The organism is Streptomyces sp. NPDC046261 (genome assembly GCF_040646235.1).
Taxonomy (GTDB): Bacteria; Actinomycetota; Actinomycetes; order Streptomycetales; family Streptomycetaceae; genus Streptomyces.
In genome coordinates, this window is record NZ_JBEYZU010000018.1 from 29,205 (window position 1) to 51,246 (window position 22,042).

At 72.9% G+C, this 22,042-nt stretch carries 2 protein-coding genes; both read right to left on the reverse strand.

The genetic code is table 11. The annotated features are described in order from the left end of the window. Window positions 1-40: 40 nt before the first annotated feature. Window positions 41-17,305, reverse strand: coding sequence for a type I polyketide synthase (locus tag ABZ956_RS24975; protein ID WP_361897759.1), 17,265 nt, complete (start codon window positions 17,303-17,305; stop codon window positions 41-43). 82 nt (window positions 17,306-17,387) lie between these two features. Beyond that, the gene (locus tag ABZ956_RS24980; protein WP_361897762.1) at window positions 17,388-22,025 is read right to left on the reverse strand and encodes an amino acid adenylation domain-containing protein; all 4,638 of its coding nucleotides are present in this window, start codon (window positions 22,023-22,025) and stop codon (window positions 17,388-17,390) included. Window positions 22,026-22,042 lie beyond the last annotated feature (17 nt).

Here is a 22,042-nt window from a genome sequence, read left to right on the forward strand (position 1 = left end):
CCGAGCTCATTCGACGGGGAAACGGGGTTCGACGGAGAGGTCACGAGATGCCGAATTCCTTGCCGATGAGATCGAAAATTTCGTCGTCGGTCGCGGAATCGACTTCCACGTCGACGTCATTGCCTTCGGATTCCGTCCAGCGGGACAGCAAGTTCTTGAGACGCGCGGCGACTTCCGTGCCGGCCGCGTCGCCGGGCGGCAGAGCGGACAGTGCCGCTTCCAGGCGGGTCAGCTCATCGAGGGCGGGCGACTGCCCGTCCCCGGACAGCTCTTCCCGGACGTGCGCGGCGAGCGCCGCCGGGGTCGGGTGGTCGAAGATGACCGAAGCGGGGAAACGCACACCCGTGGCGGTGGCGAGCCGGTTGCGCAGCTCCACAGCGGTCAGCGAATCGAAACCGATCTCCAGGAACCGGCGCGCCGGATCCACCGAGGCGGGCTTCGCGTGCCCCAGCACGGCCGCCACTTGGCTGCGTACGAGCTCCAGCACCACCCGGTCCCGTTCGGCCGGCGGCATCGACCGCAGACGGGCGGCCAGCTCGTCGGCCGGCTCGACCGGCGCGGCGGCGAGGACCGGCACGTCGCCGAGCACCTCGCTCAGCAGCGGGCTGGGCCGCAGCCCGGTGAACCGGGACCCGAAGCCCGCCCACTCCACGTCAGCGATCATCACCGTGGTCTCGCCGGCCGCCAGCGCCTGGCCCAGCGCGCCCACGGCCGCCTCCGGGGCCATCCCCGGCAACAGCCGCTGACCCGCCCCCATGCCCGTCCCGGCCCAGGCGCCCCAGGCCACCGAGGTGGCGGGCAGGCCCCGGGACCGGCGCTGCAGGGCCAGCCCGTCCAGAACGGCGTTCGCGGCCGCGTAGCTGCCCTGACCGGCGTTGCCGAGGGTCGCGGCGGCGGAGGAGAACAGGACGAAGGCGTCCAGGTCGCGGTCACGGGTCAGCTCGTCCAGGTGCCGGGCGCCGCCGGCCTTGACCCGCATGACCTCCTCGATGCGCTCCGGCGTCAACGACTCCAGCACACCGTCGTCGAGAACACCCGCCGTGTGCACGACGACCCTCAGGCCCGGGAGCGTGCCGAGCAGCTCGGCCACCGCGTCCCGGTCCGCCACGTCACAGGCCACGACCCGCACGCGGACACCCGAGAGTTCCAGCTCCTCGACGAGCTCCCGCGCCCCCGGCGCGTCCGGGCCGCGCCGGCTGGTCAGCACCAGCTCCTCCACGCCCGTACCCGCCAGCCAGCGCGCGACATGGCCGCCCAGGGCGCCCGTACCACCGGTCACCAGCGCGCTTCCCCCGAACCCGGGAGAGGCCACGCCGTCCGGTACGGGCGTCGCCCGCGTCAGGCGGCAGCCCCACACGCCGGAGGAACGGATGGCGACCTGGTCCTCGCCGGTGGCGCCGCCCAGGACGCGGCCCAGCAGGTCTCCGGCGCGCTCGTCCGGCTCGCCGGGCAGGTCGATCAGCCCGCCCCAGCGGTCCGGCTGTTCCAGACCGATGACCCGGCCCAGGCCCCAGAGCGCGGACTGGTCCGGGTCCACCACATCGCCGTCGGCCACGGAGACGGCGCCACGGGTGACGCACCAGAGAGGCGCGTCGACGGCGGCCGTGCCGAGGGCCTGGACCAGGGAGACCGTTCCGACCACCGGGAGGAGCGAGACGACACCCGCGATGTCCGCGCCGCCGTCCAGCTGCGCGACCGTGGTCACGTGGACGTCGGCGCCGGCGGTCCGCAGCGCGGCGACGACCATGTCCGCGTCGCCCGGTCCACGGCCCGGCTCGACCACGACCACCCAGGTGCCGGTCAGAGGCGGAGCCTCGGCCACCGCCGGAACCGGAATCCAGCTGAGACGGTAACGCCAGGAGTCGACGACCGACTGCTCCTGCCGCGCACGCCGCCAGGACGACAGTGCGGGGAGTACGTCGCCGAACGGCTGGTCGGCGTCGATGCCGAGAGAGCCCAGGTCGCCGCGCTCGACGGCGTCCCAGAACGCGGCATCCACCGCGCTCGTGGCGGACTCGGCCTCGGCGGCCGGCTCCAGCCAATAGCGCTCGCGTTGGAAGGCGTAGGTGGGGAGTTCGATGCGGCGTGCTCCGGGGAGGATCGCGGACCAGTCGATGGTGATGCCGCGCGTGTGGAGGGTGCCGAGAGCGGTGAGGAGGGTGGTGGGTTCGGGGCGGTTGGGGCGGAGGGTGGGTGTCCCGTCGCCGTCGGTGAGTGAGGTGAGGGTGCCGTCGGGGCCGAGTTCGAGGAAGGTGGTGGTGTTGAGGTTGCGGAGGGTGGTGAGGCCGTCGGCGAAGCGGACGGTGGCGCGGACGTGGCGTACCCAGTAGTCGGCGGTGCAGAGCTCTTCGCCTGCGAGGGCACCGGTGATGTTGGAGACGATTGGGACGGTCGGGGTGTGGAAGGCGACGGTGTCGAGTACGGCGGCGAAGTCGTCCAGCATGGCGTCCATCCGGTGGGAGTGGAACGCATGACTGACCCGCAGGCGCCGGGTCTTGATCCCACGGGCGGACATGACGTCGGCGACGTTCTCGACGGCGTCGGTGTCCCCCGAAATGACTGTTGACTCCGGGCCGTTGACGGCGGCGATGGAGACGTCGTCGGTCAGGAGGGGGAGTACGTCGCTTTCGGAGGCGGCGATGGAGACCATGGCGCCGCCGCTGGGCAGCGCCTGCATGAGGCGGCCCCGCGCGGCAACCATCCGTGCCGCGTCTTCGAGTGACCACACGCCTGCGATGTGGGCGGCGGCCAGTTCGCCGATGGAGTGCCCGAGGAGATAGTCCGGCGTGACACCCCACGAGGAGACGAGGCGGTAGAGCGAGACCTCAAGGGCGAAGAGTCCGGCCTGGGTGTACACGGTTTCGCCGAGCAGTTCGGCGTCCTCGCCCCACACCACATCGGTCAGCGGTCGGTCGAGGTGGCGGTCGAGCTCGGCGCAGACCTCGTCCCAGGCCTGGGCGAAGACCGGGTAGGCGCTGTGGAGTTCGCGGCCCATGCCCAGTCGCTGCGAGCCCTGGCCCGTGAACAGCACGCCCAGCCCACCGGCCACCGGAACTCCGGCGGTCAGCGAATCGAGACCCGCGAGCAGTTCATCCCGGTTCGTGCCCACGACCACCGCGCGGTGCGACAATGCGGCCCGAGTCGACGCCAGCGACCAGCCGATGTCCACTGGGTCGAGTTCCGGGTTGCGGTGCACGAAGGCCCGCAGACGGTCGGCCTGTGCCTGGAGCGCGGCCTCACCCGACCCCGACACCACCCAGGGGACGGCCGGCAGGACGGCCTTCTCCGTCTCGGGCTCGGAAGCCGACGGTGCCTGCTCGAGGATGACGTGGGCGTTGGTGCCGCTCGCACCGAACGAGGAGACGCCGGCGCGGCGGGGTTCGCCGGTCTCCGGCCACTCCGTGCGCTCGGTGAGCAGCTCCACGGCGCCTTCGGTCCAGTCGACGTGCGGGGTGGGCTCGTCGACGTGCAGGGTCCGGGGCAGCACTCCCTGCCGCATCGCCATGACCATCTTGATGACACCGGCGACACCGGCCGCGGCCTGGGTGTGCCCGATGTTCGACTTGATCGAGCCGAGCAGCAGAGGCTGCTCGCGGTCCTGGCCGTAGGCGGCGAGGATCGCCTGCGCTTCGATGGGGTCGCCGAGAGTGGTGCCCGTGCCGTGCGCCTCGACGGCGTGGACGTCCTGCGGCGCCAGGCCGGCGTCGGCCAGGGCCTCGCGGATGACGCGCTGCTGGGACGGCCCGTTGGGGGCCGTCAGACCGTTGGAGGCGCCGTCCTGGTTGACGGCGGAGCCGCGTACCACGGCGAGGACCTGATGGCCGTTGCGCTGGGCGTCCGACAGTCGCTCGACGAGGAGCATGCCGACGCCCTCGGCCCAGCCCGTACCGTCCGCGGCCGCCGCGAACGACTTGCACCGGCCGTCGGCGGAGAGGCCGCCCTGGCGCGAGAACTCCACGAAGATCTGGGGCGTCGCCAGCACGGTGACACCGCCCGCGAGCGCCATCGAGCACTCGCCGCGCCGCAGCGCCTGCACCGCCAGGTGCAGGGCCACCAGCGACGACGAACACGCCGTGTCCACCGTCAGCGCCGGGCCCTCAAGGCCGAACGTATACGCCACACGGCCGGACGCGACACTGCCCGCGGTGCCCGTCCCGAGGTAGCCCTCGGCGTCTTCCGGGACGTCGCGCAGCCAGGAGGCGTAGTCGTGGTACATCACGCCCGTGAAGACACCGGTCCTGCTGCCCTTCAGGGAATCGGGCGCGATGCCGGCCCGCTCGAACGCCTCCCACGACGCCTCCAGCAGCAGGCGCTGCTGCGGATCCATCGCCGCCGCCTCGCGCGGGGAGATCCCGAAGAACGCGGCGTCGAACTCGGCCGCGTCGTACAGGAATCCGCCGTCGCGCGTGTACGACGACCCCGTGCTGCCCTTCGCACCGGCCAGGGCCGCGAGGTCCCAGCCCCGGTCCGAGGGGAGGACGGACACGGCGTCGGACGCCGAGTCGACGAACCGCCACAGCTCCTCGGGCGAGTTGATCCCGCCCGGATAGCGGCAGCTCATGCCGACGATCACGATCGGGTCGTCGTCGGGGGCGGCCGCGGTCACGGCCGGTGCGGCGGAGGCGCCGACAACGGTGCCCAGGGCCTGCGCGCGTACGTGTTCCGCCAGCACGCGGGGGGTCGGATAGTCGAAGACGGCGGTGGCCGGCAGCCGTACGCCGGTGGCCGCACCGATGCGGTTACGCAGTTCCACGGCGGTCAGCGAGTCGAAGCCGATCTCCTGGAACGTCCGCGACACCTCGACGGCCTTCGCGGACGCGTACCCGAGAACGGAAGCGACCTGCTCCTGCACGAGGTTCAGGACGTACTGGTTCTGTTCGGCCTCGGACCGGCCGGTGAGATGGTGCCGCAGCCCGGCCGGGGTGCCGCCGCTCCGGGCGGCCCGGCGGACCGGTGCGGTCACCAGACCTCGCAGAACGGACGGCAGGGTGCCGGCGGCCGCCTGCTCACGCAGCGCGGGGAGATTCAGCGGATCGGCCAGCACCATCGCCTCGTCGGCGGCCAGCGCGGCATCGAACAGCTCCAGCCCCTGCTGGTCGGTGAGGCTCATGCCGACCGACCGGGAAATCCTGGACAGCTGCACCTCGGCCAGGTCGCTGGTCAGTTCGCTGCGCTGTTCCCAGAAGCCCCAGGCGATGGAGGTGGCGGGCAGGCCGTTGGCCCGGCGGTGTGCCGCGAGTGCGTCGAGACAGACGTTGGCGGCCGCGTAGCTGGCTTGTCCGCCGTTGCCGAGGATGCCGGCGGCGGAAGAGAACAGGACGAAGGCGCTGAGGTCGAGATGACGGGTGAGCCGGTGCAGATGCCAGGCCGCGTCCGCCTTCGGCGCCATGACCTGACGCAGCCGGTCGGGATCGAGCGACCCGATGACACCGTCGTCGAGAACGCCGGCTGTGTGGATGACGACGCGCAGGTCGTCGATGGACGCGATGAGCTCGGCGGTGGCCTCGGGGTCCGCCACGTCGCAGGCGACGACGCGGACGCGGGCGCCCAGGTCCTGGAGTTCGGTGGTGAGCTCGGGTGCGCCGGGGGCGGTGGAGCCGCGGCGGCTGACCAGGACCAGCTCGCGTACACCATGGGTGACGACGAGATGGCGGGCGACGAGCGCGCCGAGGGTTCCGGTGCCCCCGGTGACGAGGGCGGTACCGGTGGCGAGTCCGGGACCGGTGCCGACGTGGGTCTTGACCAGACGGGGTGCGAGCACGCGTCCGTCGCGGACCGCGAGCTGCCACTCACCGGCGGCAGCCGCGGCCTCGAGGTCGGGAAGAGGCGAGTCCGGCCGGTCGAGGTCGACGAGCAGGAGCCGGTCGGGGTTCTCGGTCTGCGCGGAGCGGACGAGTCCCCATACGGCGGCGCCGTCCAGGCTCGTCACGTCCTCGCCGGGGGTGGCCGCCATGGCGCCGTGGGTGATGACGGCGAGCCGGGAATCGGCGAAGCGAGGGCCGGACAGCCATTGCTGCACGACGTTCAGCATCTGGGCGGGGTCGGTGCCGTCCACGCCCACCCACCGGGGCACGCTCCCGTCCGGCGCCGGCGAGCCGAACCGCACGAGGTCCGGTCCGCCCGTGCCGAGGGATTGTTCTCTCCACTCCACGCGGAACAACGCGTCGACCGCACCACCACGGGCAGCGGCGAGTTGGCCGTCCGAGACCGGGCGCAGGACGAGGGAATCCACCGACAGCACCGGTTCGCCGGAGTCGTCGGTCACCCGCAGGGCGACCGCGTCCGTACCGACGGGGGACAGCGCCACGCGCAGAGACGACGCGCCGACACCGTGCACGGCCACGCCGGTCCAGGAGAACGGCAGATACGCCTGGCCGTCGTCAGTGATCAACCCGCCGAGCCCGACGCCGTGCAGCGCGGAGTCGAGCAGGGCCGGGTGCATCGCGCACCGCGCGGCGTCAGCACGCGCCTCCTCGGCCACCGCGACCTCGACGAACACCTCGTCACCACGACGCCATGCGCCGCGCAGGCCCCGGAACACCGGCCCGTAGGCATAACCGCGGTCCGCCAGGACGTCGTAGACCCCGTCGATCTCCACCCGGGTGGCGCCCGCCGGGGGCCACTCCCGCGGACCACGAGGCACGTCGTCGGACACCCCCAGCGAACCGGTGGCGTGCCGGAACCATTCGCCGTCGGCGCGACGGGCGTGGACGGACAGCGAACGGCGTCCCTCGTCGTCCACTCCCGACACCGACACCTGGACCTCGACGGCGCCACGCTCGGGGAGCACCAGCGGCCCCTCCAGCGTCAGCTCCTCCACCACGTCACAGCCGAACCGCAGCCCCGCCTGCAGGGCGAGCTCGACGAACCCGGTACCCGGGAAGATCACGACGTCGGACACCGCGTGTTCGGCGAGCCACGGCTGACCCGCCAGAGTGAGCGTGCCCGTCAGCACGCCGCCGCCGGAGTCCGGCAACGGCACCTCCGTGCCCAGCAGGGGATGGTCGAAGCCGGCCGTTCCCGACGCCTGCCGACCGGGCGCCACCCAGAAGCGCTCGCGCTTGAAGACATAGGTCGGCAGATCGACGACCCGCGCCCCGAGCCCGGCGAACGCTGCCTGCCAATCCACGTCGACGCCCTGCACATGCAGCCGGGACAGCGAGGTGAGGAACTGGGCCGGCCCACCGTGGTCACGTCGGAGGGAGCCGGTCACGACGGCGTGGGTGTCGCTGGCGTCGGTGGCGTCGATGGTGTCCTGGACACCGACGGTCAGGACGGGGTGGGGGCTGGTCTCGACGAAGACGGTGTGGCCGAGGGTGAGGAGATTCTCGATGGTGTTCTGGAATTCGACGGTGTGGCGGAGGTTGCGGTACCAGTAGGCCGCGTCGAGTTCGGCGGTGTCGGTGAGTTCGCCGGTGACGGTCGAGTAGAACGGGACGTTGCCTGTTCGCGGCGCGATCGGCGCCAGTGCTTCCGCGAGCTCGCCCTCAAGTTGTTCGACGTGGGGGGAGTGGGAGGCGTAGTCGACGGGGATGCGCTTGGCCTGCGGGAACTCCGCCAGCAGCGCGTCCAGGATGTCGTTGTCGCCTGATACGACGGTCGAGGCGGGGCCGTTGACGGCTGCTATCGACAGGCCGTCCCGGCCGCGCAGCTGATCGGCCAGCAGGGGTACGGACACCATCCCGCCCTGACCCGACAACGCCAGCAGAGCCTTGCTGCGCAGAGCCACGACGCGGGCGCCGTCCTCCAGCGACAGCCCGCCCGCGACGCACGCCGCCGCGATCTCGCCCTGGCTGTGACCGACCACCGCTGCCGGCGTGACGCCGTAGGAGCGCCACAGTTCCGCGAGTGAGACCATGACGGCCCACAGCACGGGCTGCACCACGTCCACGCGGCGCAGCGCGTCCTCGTCGTCGAGGACGTCGAAGAGCGACCATTCGACGAACGTGCTGAGTGCCGCCGCGCACACTCGCATCCGCTCTGCGAAGACGGGCGAGGTCTCGATGAGCTCCAGCGCCATCCCGGTCCACTGCGACCCCTGACCCGGGAACACGAACACCACACCGCGCCCCGGTTCGGCCGCGCCCGTGGTCTCCAGGGCGTCCAGCCCGTCCCGGAGCTCGTCGAGCTCCGCGCCCACGACGACCGCGCGGTGCGACAGCGTCGCCCGCGTCGAGACCAGCGACCAGCCGACGTCCACCGGGTCCAGGTGCGGGTTGTCCGTCACGAAGGACCGCAAGCGCTCGACCTGCGTGCGCAGCCCCGCCTCGCCGTCACCCGACAGCACCCAGGGAACGACGGGCAGCGAACCGTTCCGTTCCTCTGTGGCCTCGGGACCGGCCTCCGGCACCACCTGCGGAGCCTGCTCGAGGATGACGTGGGCGTTGGTGCCGCTCACGCCGAACGCGGACACGCCGGCCCGGCGCGGCCGACCGGCCTCGGGCCAGTCCGTCCGCTCGGTGAGGAGGTCGACGGCGCCCGTGGACCAGTCCACCTTGGGCGTCGGTTCGTCGACGTGCAGGGTCTGCGGCAGCACGCCGTGCCGGATCGCCATCACCATCTTCATGACCCCGGCGACACCGGCGGCGGCCTGGCTGTGCCCGAGGTTGGACTTGAGCGAGCCCAGCAGCAGCGGCCGGTCGGCGGCACGGCCCTGGCCGTACGTGGCCAGGAGTGCCTGGGCCTCGATCGGGTCGCCCAGGGTCGTGCCCGTGCCGTGCGCCTCGACCGCGTCGACGTCAGCCGTCGACAGTCCCGCGTTCGCCAGCGCCTGCTGGATGACGCGCTGCTGGGACGGCCCGTTGGGGGCGGTGAGGCCGTTGGAGGCGCCGTCCTGGTTGACGGCGGAGCCGCGTACGACGGCGAGGACCTGGTGGCCGTTGCGCTGGGCGTCCGACAGTCGCTCGACGAGGAGCATGCCGACGCCCTCGGCCCAGCCCGTACCGTCCGCCGCCGCCGCGAACGACTTGCACCGGCCGTCGACGGCCAGGCCCCTCTGACGCGAGAACTCCACGAACGTCGCCGGTGTCGCCATGACGGTGACACCGCCGGCGAGCGCCATCGTGCACTCGCCGCGCCGCAGCGACTCGCACGCCAGGTGCAACGCCACCAGCGACGACGAACAGGCCGCGTCCACGGTGAGCGCCGGGCCCTGCAGGCCCAGGGCGTAGGCGATGCGCCCGGACATCACGCTGGTCGCGGAGCCGGTCAGCGCGTACCCCTCGTCGGCATCCGACGGGTAGCCCTGCGACCAGCCGCCGATGAACACGCCGGTGCGCGTGGACCGCACCGCATCGGGCGCGATCCTGGCGCGCTCGAATGCCTCCCACGCGGCCTGGAGCAGCAGCCGCTGCTGCGGGTCCATCGCCAGGGCCTCACGCGGAGAGATACCGAAGAAGCCCGCGTCGAACTCGGCCGCATCGTGCAGGAATCCGCCGGCACGCACGTAGGACTTGCCGGCCCGGTCCGGGTCGGGGTCGTACAGACCGTCGGCGTCCCAGCCACGGTCGTCGGGAAACTCCGAGAGGACCTCCCGGCCCTCGTCGACCAGCCGCCAAAGGTCCTCGGGAGAGCGGATGTCGCCCGGGAACCGGCAGCTCATCGCGACGATCGCGATCGGCTCGTCGGCGGCGTACGGGGCGAGTGCCGCACCCGCACCCGCACCCGCACCCGCGAGCGCTCCGGACGCCGCCACGCCCAGGAGCTCCGTCCGCAGCAAGCCGGCGACGCCCCGGCAGGTCGGGTGGTCGAAGAGCAGGGTGGCCGGCAGGCGCAGGCCGGTGGCCGCGTTCAGCCGGGTGCGCAGCTCGACCGCGGTGAGCGAGTCGAAGCCCATCTCGCGGAACGGCACCGTCGGGTCGATCGCCGCGGCACCGCGATGCCCCAGCAGGCCGGCGGCGTGCTCGCGGACGAGATCGGCGAGCACCCGCTCCTGCTCCGCCGCCGGCAGCGAGGCCAGGCGTGTGCGCAGTTCGGCGTGGCCACCGGCCGTGCCGGAGCCCTCCAGGCCGCGCACCTCGGGCAGCTCACCGATCAGCGGGCTCGGCCGCGAGGCCGTGAACGCCGGGGCGAAGGTCGACCAGTCGACGTCCGCGACGGTCAGGCAGGGCTCGCCCGGGCCGCCCGCCTGCCGGAGAGCGGCGACCGCCAGCTCGGGCGGCATCGGCCGCAGGCCGTTCCGGCGCAGACGCTCCTCGTCCTCGCCGGCGAGGCTGCCGCCCCACGCCCCCCAGGCCACCGAGGTGCCCGGCAGGCCACGGGACCGGCGCTGCTGAACCAGCGCGTCGAGGAAGGCGTTCGCGGCGGCGTAGCCCGCCTGCCCGGCGCCGCCCCAGACCGCCGAGGCCGACGAGAAGAGGACGAACGCGTCCAGCTGCTCGTCGCCGACGACCTCACCGACGAGCTCGTCCAAGTGAGCGGCGCCGGTGACCTTGGCGCGGAAGACGTCGGCGTACTCCTCGAGATCGGCGTCGATGGCGCCGCCGAACTGCACGGCACCGGCCAGGTGCACCACGGCGGTCAGGCTGTCCGACAGCGGTCGGAGCACCTCGGCGAGGGCGGTGCGATCGGTGACGTCGCAGGCCGCGACGGTCACACGCGTGCCCAGAGCGGTCAGTTCCGCTTCCAGCGCGGCGGCACCCGGGGCCTGCGGCCCGCGCCGGCTCAGCAGGACGAGATGCTCCGCCCCCGCGCCCGCCAGCCACTTCGCCACGTGTGTGCCCAGCGCACCGGTCCCGCCCGTGACCAGTACCGTGCCGCGCGGACGCCATGCGCCCGTCGGCCCGGCCACCGACGCGGTCTCCAGCCGCCGGCCCAGGGCGGCGGACGACCGCACCGCGATCTGGTCCTCGGCGCCCGCCCCGGCCAGCGTGGCGACGAACCGCCGCAACACCCGCTCGTCGCACACCTCGGGCAGGTCGATCAGCCCGCCCCAGCGCCCCGCCCGCTCCAGCCCGGCCACCCGGCCGAAGCCCCATACCGCCGCCTGGGCAGGGCTCGGTGCCGGGTCCGCCTCGACGGCGGCCACGGCAGACCGGGTCACGCACCACAGCGGGGCCTCGATGCCGGCGGCAGCCGCCGCACAGAGCAGCTCCACCGTGTTCGCCAGTCCCTGGGGGAGGGCGGAGTGCGTGGCGTGCGCACGTTCGTCGACGGCCAGGAACGAGACGATGCCGGCGACGTCGTCGTCCCCCGCAGCCTCCGCGAGCAGCCCCTGCAGCGCTGAGCGCCCTGCGCTGCCCGGCCGCACCTCGACCGTACGGACCCGCACATCGTGCTCGGCCAGGGCCCGGCCGCACGCGGCGGACCACTCGTCACCTGCCGCGACCACGGCCAGCCAGATGCCGGACGGCGCACCGGTGCCCAGGCCGGACAGCGGCTTCCAGCCGATGCGGTAACGCCAGGCGTCCACCACGGACTGCCCACGACGCCGACGGCGCCACGACGACAGAGCGGGCACGACGCCGTCCAGCGACGCCCCGTCGACCTGCAAGGTGGCCGCGAGCGACGCCACATCTTCGCGTTCCACGGCGTCCCAGAACCGGGAGTCGGCCGCGTCCATGACGGACGGCTCCAGCCAGAAGCGTTCCCGCTGGAAGGCGTAGGTCGGCAGCTCCACCTGTCGGGCACCGGCGAAGACCGGCCGCCAGTCCACGTGGGCACCACACACGTGCAACTGCGCGAGGGAGAGCAGGAACCGCTCGACGCCGCCTTCGCCGCGTCGGAGGGAGCCGGTCACGACGGCGTGGGTGTCGCTGGCGTCGATGGTGTCCTGGACGCCGACGGTCAGGACGGGGTGGGGGCTGCTCTCGACGAAGAGGGTGTGGCCGAGGGTGAGGAGGTTGCCGATGGTGTTCTGGAATTCGACGGTGTGGCGGAGATTGCGGTACCAGTAGGCGGCGTCCAGCTCCGCTGTATCGGTCAGCTGGCCTGTGACAGTCGAGTAGAACGGGATGCTGCCCGTACGCGGTGTGATCGAGGCGAGTGCTTCGGCGAGCTCGTCCTGGATTTGTTCGACGTGGTCGGAGTGGGAGGCGTAGTCGACGGGGATGCGCTTGGCCTGCGGGAACTCCGCCAGTAGCGCGTCCAGCACGTCGTTGTCGCCCGATACGACGGTCGAGGCGGGGCCGTTGACGGCTGCGATGGACAGTCCGTCCCGGCCGCGCAGCTGATCCGCCGGGAGCGGCACCGACACCATGCCGCCCTGACCCGACAACACCAGCAGAGCCTTACTCCGCAGAGCCACGATGCGGGCGCCGTCCTCCAGAGACAGACCACCCGCGACGCACGCCGCCGCGATCTCACCTTGCGAGTGACCCACCACCGCTGCCGGCGTGACGCCGTAGGAGCGCCACAGTTCCGCGAGTGAGACCATGACGGCCCACAGGGCAGGCTGCACCACATCCACGCGGCGCAGCGCGTCCTTGTCGTCGAGTACGTCGAAGAGCGACCAGTCGACGAACGTGCTGAGTGCGGCCGCGCACACTCGCATCCGCTCTGCGAAGACGGGCGACGTCTCGATGAGCTGCAGCGCCATCCCGGTCCACTGCGAACCCTGACCCGGGAACACGAACACCACGTCGCCGGATACGGCGCTGCCCTGCACGACGCCCGGGGCGGACTCCCCGTTCGCCACCGCGTCCAGTCCGCGCATCAGCGCGTCACGGTCCGCGCCCACGACCACTGCGCGGTGCGACAGCGTCGCCCGCGTCGACGCCAGCGACCAGCCCACATGGGCGTCGGACAGCTCCGGGCCGTCCTCCACGAAGGAGCGCAGCCGCTCCGCCTGTGCCCTGAGCCCTGTCTCGCCGTGGCCCGAGAGGACCCAAGGGAGCACGAGCGGTGACGCGGTGGTCCCGCTCTCCGGCTCGGCCACCGGTGGCGCCTGCTCCAGCACGACGTGGGCGTTGGTGCCGCTCACGCCGAACGACGACACGCCCGCACGTCGCGGAGCGCCCGTCTCCGGCCAGTCCCTCTGCTCGGTCAGCAGCTCCACCGAGCCTGCCGCCCAGTCGACGTGCGGCGACGGCTCGTCGACATGGAGGGTCCGGGGCAGCACGCCGTGCCGCATGGCCATGACCATCTTGATGACACCGGCCACACCCGCAGCGGCCTGCGTGTGCCCGATGTTCGACTTGACCGACCCCAGCAGCAAAGGCTGCTCCCGGTCCTGCCCGTACGTCGCCAGCAGCGCCTGCGCCTCGATGGGGTCACCCAGCGTCGTGCCCGTACCGTGCGCCTCCACCGCGTCGACGTCCGAGGCCGTCAGGCCCGCGCTCACCAACGCCTGGCGGATGACGCGCTGTTGCGAGGGGCCGTTCGGCGCCGTCAGACCGTTCGAGGCACCGTCTTGGTTGACGGCGGAACCCCGGACCACGGCCAGTACCCGGTGCCCGTTGCGCACCGCGTCCGACAGCCGCTCGACGAGGAGCATGCCGACGCCCTCGGCCCAGCCCGTACCGTCCGCGGCCGCGGCGAACGCCTTGCAGCGGCCGTCCGCCGCGAGTCCCCGCTGGCGCGAGAACTCCACGAACATGCCGGGCGTGGCCATCACACTCACGCCGCCGGCCAGGGCCAGCGCGCACTCGCCGTTCCGCAGCGCCTGCACCGCCAGGTGCAGGGCGACCAGCGACGACGAACAGGCCGTGTCCACCGTCACCGCCGGCCCCTGGAGCCCCAGGGTGTAGGACACCCGGCCCGAGGCGACGCTCGCCGCGCTGCCGGTCAACTGGTAGCCCTCGGCCGATTCCCCGGCGCCGGCCGCGTAGCCGGACGAGGACGCGCCGACGAACACTCCGGTTCGGCTGCCCTTGAGGGACTCCGCGGGAATGCCCGCGCGTTCGAACGCCTCCCAGGACGCTTCCAGCAGCAGTCGCTGCTGCGGGTCCATCGCGGCCGCCTCACGCGGGGAGATCCCGAAGAACGCGGCGTCGAAGTCGGCCGCGTCGTGGAGGAAGCCACCGTCGCGGGCATATGAGGTGCCCGGCTGGTCGGCGTCGGGGTGGTAGAGGCCGTCGAGGTCCCAGCCCCGGTCCGTCGGGAAGGCGGAGATCACGTCCGCGCCGTCGGCCACGATCCGCCACAGGTCCTCCGGCGAGCGCACCCCGCCGGGGAACCGGCAGCTCATCCCGACGACGACCACCGGGTCGTCGCCGGTGGCCGGCACGGGTGTGCCGGGAGCTTCCGCGGCCTCGTCCGGCCCGCCGTGGATGCGGCGGTGGAGGTGAGCGGCGAGGGCGGCGGGAGTCGGGTGGTCGAAGAGCAGGGTGCCGGGCAGGTCGAGGCCGGTGGCCGTGCTCAGTCGCCCGCAGAGCTCGACCGCGGTGATCGAGTCGAAGCCGAGCTCCTTGAACGTACGCCCGTCGTCGACGGATGCGGCGCTGTCGTGCCCGAGGACGACGGCGGCGTGCTGCCGTACGAGCGCGAGTACGGCGCGGGGCCGGTCGGTCCCGGCGGGGGAGCGGTCGTCGTGCTGGTCCTGCGGCGGCATCGGCGGCATCGGCGGTGTCGGCGGTGCGGGCAGGGCAGGGGCGGGCGCCGCTGCGTCCGCGTGCCCGGCCGGTCCGGCCGCGTCGATCCAGTAGGACCGGCGCTGGAACGCGTAGGTGGGCAGCGGGACCCGTCGGCTGCCGGGGAACGCCGTGTCCCACGCCACCTCGGCGCCCGAGACGTGGAGTTCGGCCAGCGCCGTGACCAGGGCCTGTGCCTCGGGGCGGTCGCGCCGCAGGGTGCCGACGAGGACGGCGGGGCGGGTCAGGCACTCACGGGTCAGGGTGGTGAGGGCCTTGTCCGGACCCAGCTCCACGAAGGTGGTGACGCCTTCGGCCTCCAGACAGCGCACGCCGTCCAGGAAACGTACGGTCCGGCGGACGTGCTGCACCCAGTACTCCGGCGAGCACAGCTCCTCGGCTGTGGCCAGCGTGCCGGTGACGTTGGACACCAGCGGTATGCGGGGTGCCCGGAAGGTCAGTCCCTCGGCGACCTGGCGCAGCTCGTCGAGCACCGGGTCCATGTGCGAGGAGTGGAAGGCGTGGCTGGTGCGCAGCCGTTTGGTCCTGCGGCCGCGCCGCTCCCAGTCGGCCGCGAAATCCAGTACGGCCTGCTCGTCGCCGGAGACGACGGTCGCGGAGGGGCCGTTGACCGCCGCGACGGAGATCCCCGCGGCAGCCTGACCGCCGGCCGCCAACGCGGCCGTGACCTCGTCCTCGGCGGCCTCCAGCAGCACCATCGCGCCCGGTGCGGAGACCGACTGCATCAGCCGGCCGCGGGCGGCGACGAAGGCCGCCGCGTCCGCGAGGGACAGCACACCGGCGACATGCGCCGCGGCCACCTCGCCGATCGAGTGGCCGATCAGCATGTCCGGTGCCGGCCCGAAGTCCTCGAGCAGCCGGAACAACGCCACCTCGACGGCGAACAGCGCGGCCTGCGCGTGGACCGTCTGCTCCAGCAGCCGGTCGTCCTCCCCGTCGATCACCTCGCGGACGGGCCGGTCCAGATGCCGGTCCAGTTCCGCGCAGACGTCGTCGAAGGCCCGGGCGAACGCCGGGTGGGCCGCGGCGAGTTCCCAGCCCATGCCGAGGCGCTGCGCGCCCTGCCCGGTGAAGCTGTAGGCGATCTTGCCCGTGGGCCGGGCGACGCCCGTGACCAGCCCGGCGGCCACGTCGCCCCGGGCCAGCGCGTCCAGTGCCCGGGCCGCGCCGCCGGCGTCCTCGGCGACGATCACGGCGCGGTGCTCGAAGTGCGACCTCGTGGTCGCGAGGGAGAGCCCGACGTCGGCCAGGCCGGGGGCAGGCTCCCGGTCCCGCGCCTGGTCCGGGTGGTCCAGGTGGGCCCGCAACCGGAGCGCCTGCTCCCGCAGGGCCGCCTCCGTCGTCCCCGACAGTGTCAGGGGGAGCGGACGCATGGCCGTCCCCGTCCCCGTCCCGGCGGCGGCCGGCCGCGCGGGCGCTTCGGCGAGGACGACGTGGCAGTTGGTGCCGCCCATGCCGAACGAGCTGACGCCGGCGACCAGGCGCGCGTCGGGCTCGCGCCAGGCGCCCGGGGTGCTGCGGACGGTGAGGTTCAGCACGTCCAGGGGGATGCGCGGGTTGGGGGTCTCGAAGTTCAAGGACGCCGGCAGATGGCGGTGGTGGACGGCCAGTGCGGTCTTGAGCAGCCCCGCGATGCCCGCGGCGCCCTCCAGGTGCCCGATGTTGGTCTTGACCGAGCCGACGTCCACGGGGCGGCGGCCCACGACCGACCCGGCCGTTCCCGTCAGATCGCCTTCCGCGCCCGCGCCCGTGTCCCCGCCAGTGTCCGTGTCCGTGTCCGCGCCCGTGTCCCCGCCCGCGCCCGCGTCCCCACCCGTCCGGCCGAAGACGCGCCCGAGGGCGTCCGCCTCCACCGGGTCGCCGAGGGCCGTCCCGGTTCCGTGCAGCTCCACGTACTGCACGTCCGCGGGCGAGACCCCCGCCCGTTCCTGGGCGAGCCGCACGACGGCCGCCTGGCCGCGGGGATCCGGCGTCGTCAGTGAGGCCCCGCCGCCGTCGTTGTTGACCGCGCTGCCCGCGATGACGCAGTAGACCGTGTCGCCGTCCGCGAGGGCGCGGGACAGCGGCTTCAGTACGACCAGGCCGCCGCCCTCGCCGCGTACGTAGCCGTTGGCGCGCGCGTCGAAGGTGTAGCAGCGGCCGTCGGGGGAGAGCGCGCCGAACTCGGCGATGTCCGCGGCGGTTTCCGGGACCAGGTTGAGGTTCACCCCGCCGGCCAGCGCCAGCAGCGACTCGCCCCGGCGCACGCTGTCCGCCGCCATGTGCACCGCGACCAGGGAGGACGCCTGGGCAGCGTCGACGGTCACGCTGGGGCCGCGCAGCCCGAGGCTGTGCGAGACGCGGTTGGCGATCATCGCCCGGTGGGTGCCGGTCAGCGTGTGGTGCGAGCGCCGGCCGCGGGAGAGCTCCGCGTAGTCGTGCGCCATCACGCCGAGGAACGTGCCGACCGTGGCGCCGTCCAGGGTGGCGGGGACGATGCCGGCGTTCTCCAGCCCCTCCCAGGCCAGCTCCAGCATCAGCCGCTGCTGCGGATCCATCGCCGCCGCCTCCCGCGGCGAGATGCCGAAGAAGGCGGGGTCGAAGCGGTCGACGTCGTCGATGAAGCCGCCGTGGCGGATGCCGGCGGGCGCCGACCCGGGCAGCGTCCACCGGCCGGCCGGCACCTGGGTGACGGCCGAGGCGCCGGCGGTCAACAGCCGCCAGAACGCGCTGGGATCGGGGGCCTGCGGGAACCGGCAGGACATTCCGACGACGGCGACAGCCTCGTCCGCTTCCATGATGATCCTCGGTGGTACTGGGTGTTCCTGGCGGGATGTGCGTGGTCACTGACGGGGCGGCGGCGTCCTGCCGCCGCCCTGGTCACCGACCGTGGAAGCGCTCGCTCCACACGTGGGAGAGCGGCCGGCCGGCATCCGCCGCGGCGGACGCGACGACGGCCACGACGTCGTCGCAGAGGCTCTCGATGGTCGCGCTGTCGAAGAGCGAGGTGCTGTAGAGCACCGTGCCGGCGAGCGAGCCGTCCACGGTGTCCTCGTACAGGTCGATCTCCATGTCCAGGTTGATGTGGACCGGCGGGTGGCTCATCAGGAACGGCTCGGCCGTCGCCTCCGCGAGGCGCAGGGTCTGCGGCGGCGTGTTGACGATCTGGAAGACCACCTTCACCGGCGGGTCCTGGAACAGCGGGGCCCCGCCCGCCCACCGGTCGACGGCATGGACGAACGGCACGTCCTGGTGGGCGTGCGCGTCGGACATCGCGTCGCGCACCTTGACCAGCAGGTCGTGGAACGTCGGATCGCCGCCCAGGTCGGTCCGCACGGCCAGCAGCTTGGAGACGAGGCCGACCATGTTCTCCAGCTCGTCGCGGCCCCGGCCGGCCATCGGCATGCCGACGAGGACGTCCGGGCTCGCCGAGCGGGCGGATATCACCAGCTTCATCGCGGCCAGCAGGGTCATGTACAGCGTGGCGTGCGCGGACTCCCCCAGCCGGCGGGCGGCCGCGACGACCTCCAGCGGAAGCCGCCAGTGGAAGACGCCGCTGTCGTAGCTGGCCACGTCCTGGCGCGGTCGGTCGGTGGGCAGCTCGGCCGGCACCATGCCCTCGTAGTGGCCGTGCCAGTAGTCCAGCAGGCCCTCCAGCAGCGGCCCTCGCAGCCACTGCTGCTCCCACAGGGAGAAGTCGGTGTACTGCACCGGAAGTTCGGGCAGTTCGGCCTCGGTCCCGCCGACCAGCGCCGAGTACACCTCGGACAGGTCACGGATGAGCACGCCCCGGGACCAGCCGTCGGTGACCAGGTGGTGCAGGGCGAGCACCAGGACGTGGTCGCGCTCGCCCAGCCGCAGGACGCTCAGCCGGGCCAGTGCGTCCCCGGTGAGGTCGAACGGCCGGGCGGCCTCGCGGCCCGCCAGCACCGCGGCCTCCGCGGCGTCGGCGACCTCGATCACCTCCATGCGGACCGGCGCGCTCGGCTGGACCGCCTGGGCGTATCCGCCCGGCTTCCCGACGACGGTGATCCGCAGGGCCTCGTGCCGGGCGACCAGGATCTCCATGGCCCGCCGCAGGTGGCCGAGGTCCAGTTCGCCCGAGACCCGCACGGCCAGCGGGATGGTCCAGTGCCCCGCCCGCAGGATGTCCTCGAAGAACATGTCGGCCTGCCGCTGCGCGAAGCTGAACGGCACGGGGAGGGAACGGGAGCGCTCGAGCGGGACCAGCGGCGGAAGCTCGTGCTCGGTGCCGGCGCCGGCCGCGCCCGCCACCGTGACGGCCAGCTCCCGTGGCGTCCGCTGCTGGAAGATCGCCTTCAGGGGTATCGAGACGCCGAGCGCGGCCCGGATCCTGGCGACCACCCTGGTGGCGATCAGGGAGTGACCACCCAGCGAGAAGAAGTCGTCCTCGATGCCGACCCGCTCCACGCCCAGCAGATCGGCGTAGATGGCACAGACGGCCTCTTCCTCGGGCGTGCGCGGGGCGACGTAGCCGACCTCGAGCACGGTACGCAGATCGGGCGCGGGCAGCGCGCCGCGGTCGATCTTGCCGCCCGTGGTCAGCGGCATCGAATCCAGGACGACGACAGCCGAGGGCACCATGTACTCGGGCACCGCGGACTCGACGTGCAGGCGCAGGGTCTCGGCCAGCCGTCCGTCCCGGCCGGCCGCGGTCGGCTCGGCGACCGCGTAGGCCACGAGCCGCTTGTCCCCGGGCACGTCCTCGCGCACGATCACGGCGGCGTGCAGAACGTCCTCGTGCCGGGCCAGGATCGCCTCGATCTCGCCCGGTTCGATCCGGAAGCCGCGGATCTTGACCTGGTCGTCGATCCGGCCGAGGAACTCGAGGTTCCCGTCCGGCAGCCAGCGCACCAGGTCACCGGAGCGGTACATCCGGGAGCCGTCGGCACGGAAGGGGTCCGCCACGAAGCGGGCCGCGGTCAGCTCCGGGCGGCCGAGATAGCCCCTGGCCAGACCGGCTCCGGCGACGCACAGCTCGCCGGGCACGCCCACCGGGACCGGCCGGAGGTTGTGGTCGACCACGTACACGCGCGTGTTGCCGATGGGCTTGCCGATCGGCGCGGTCAGCGGCCAGTCGGACACGGACGCCGGCAGCGAGTACGACGTGACGACGTGGGCCTCGCTGGGACCGTAGTGGTTGTGCAGCCGCAGCTCGGGGCGGTTCTCGCACAGCTCGCGCAGGTCGTGGTGGAGGGACAGCGGCTCACCCGCCTGGGACAGGTGGCGCAGGGCGGACAGGCCGGGGCCGTGCGGATCGACCTCCTCGGAGATCGCCCGCAGCATCACGTTGGGCACGAACAGCTGGGCCAGCTCGTGCTCGTGCGCCCAGCCGGCGAACGCGGCCGGGTCCATCCGCAGTTCCTCGTCGGGGATGACGATCGTCTCGCCGTACAGCAGGGCGGAGAAGATCTCCTGGAGCGAGATGTCGAACGTCACCGTGGCGAACTGTGCCGTCTTCGCGTCGGGGCCGACCGGCAGGGCCCGCTTCTGCCACGCCACCAGGTTGATCACGCAGGCGGCGGGCATCAGGATGCCCTTGGGCACGCCGGTGGAGCCGGAGGTGTAGATGACGTAGGCCAGGGCGTCCGCGCTCGTGGGCGTCGTCGGCGCGCTGTCCGGCTGCTTGTCGAGCGACTCGCGTTCGACGTCGAGGAGGACGAGCTCGGTGCCCGGCGCCTCGAACAGCTCCGTGAAGCGCTGCTGGGTGACGGCGGTGGTCACGCCGGCGTCGCCGAGGACGAAGCGGATGCGGTCACGCGGGTGGTTCGGGTCGATCGGCACGTAGGCCGCCCCGGCCCGGAGGATGCCCAGGATCGCCACGATCACCGCGGTGCCGCGTTCGACGCACAGCCCGACGAGGGTCTCGGGCCCGATGCCCCGGCCCTGGAGGTGGTGCGCGAGCTGGTTCGCCCGCCGGTCCAGCTCCGCGTAGGTGAGGCGTTCCGCTCCGTGGATCACCGCCACGGCGTCCGGGCGGCGCCGCGCCTGCGCGCTGAACAGCTCGGACAGGGAGCCAGCCGGTACGGGCCCGGCCGTGTCGTTGAACTCCTCGATGACCTGGGCCCGTTCGGCCTCGTCGAGCAGGGAGATCTCGGAGATCGGCCGGTCGGGGTCGGCCAGCGCCGACCGCAGCACGACACCGATGTGGCGCAGCAGCCGCTCGATGGTCGGCGCGTCGAACAGGGCCTTGCTGTAGACGATGTGGCCGATCAGGCCGCCGTCGTCGCCCTCTACGAGATGGAACTCCAGGTCCATCCGGGTGAGGATCCGGCCCGGGTCGAACTGTTCGGTCTCCAGGCCGGCCAGGGACAGCCGCTCGGCCGGAATGTTGATCATCTGGAACAGGACCTGCACCAGCGGGTTGCGCGACAGGTCCCGCTCGGGCTGTACGTGCTCGACGAGGTACTCGAAGGGCAGGTCACCGTGCGCGAAGGCGCCGACCGTCACGTCCCGGACCCGTCGCAGCAGCTCACGGTAGGTCGGATCGCCGGAGAGATCGGTGCGCAGGACCACGGTGTTGACGAAGAAGCCGATGAGACCCTCGATCTCGGACCGGCCCCGGTTCGCCACCGGCGTGCCGACCGTGATGTCCTCACTGTCGACATACCGCGCGAGGACCAGCTGGAAGGCGGCCAGCAGGGTCATGTAGAGGGTCGCGTTCTCGCCGGCACCCAGCTTCCGGGCGGCTTCGACGACCTCGGCGGGCAGCTCCCAGCGCGCCGCCTCACCCTCCTGGCGGGCGATGGAGGGGCGCGGCCGGTCGGTGGGCAGCTCCAGCGCGGGCTCCATGCCGGCCAGCTGCTTCTGCCAGTAGTCCAGCTGCCGCCGCAGCGTCGGACCGGACAGCCAGTCACGCTCCCACACCGCGTAGTCCGCGTACTGCACGGGCAGCGGCGGCAGGGCCGGCGTGCGCCCGGCGACCAGCGCCCCGTAGGCGGCCGACAGCTCCCGCACCAGCACACCCTGCGACCAGGCATCGGTGGCCACATGGTGCACGATCAGCAGCAGGACGTGGTCCTGCTCGTCCAGCCGCAGCACCTTGGCCCGGAACAGCGGGCCGACGGCCAGGTCGAAGGGCTCGGCGATCTCGGCGCCGGCCAGCTCCCGCGCCGCGGCCAGCCGCTCGGCGGGCGAGTCGCCGGGCACGGTCACGACCGGGACGGGCACGGCCCCGGCCGGGCTGATCCGCTGGACCGGCTCACCGCCGTCCTCGCCGAAGGTCGTACGCAGCGCCTCGTGCCGGCCGACCACCACGGAGACGGCCCGCGCGAGGTGCCCGACGTTCAGCTCACCCCGGATGCGCATCGCGAGCGGGATGTTGTACGAGGCGTTGCCCGGCTCCAACTGGTCGAGAAACCACAGCCGCTGTTGCGCGAACGACGCCTTGAGGGGCCGGTTCCTTTCGACGGGAACAACTCCGGTGGGTTGTTCCTTACGGCGTGTCCGCTCGAGGAGATTGCTCATCGCCGCGCTGAGCCCACCGGTTTTAGGCATGCCTGCGTGCCCCATTG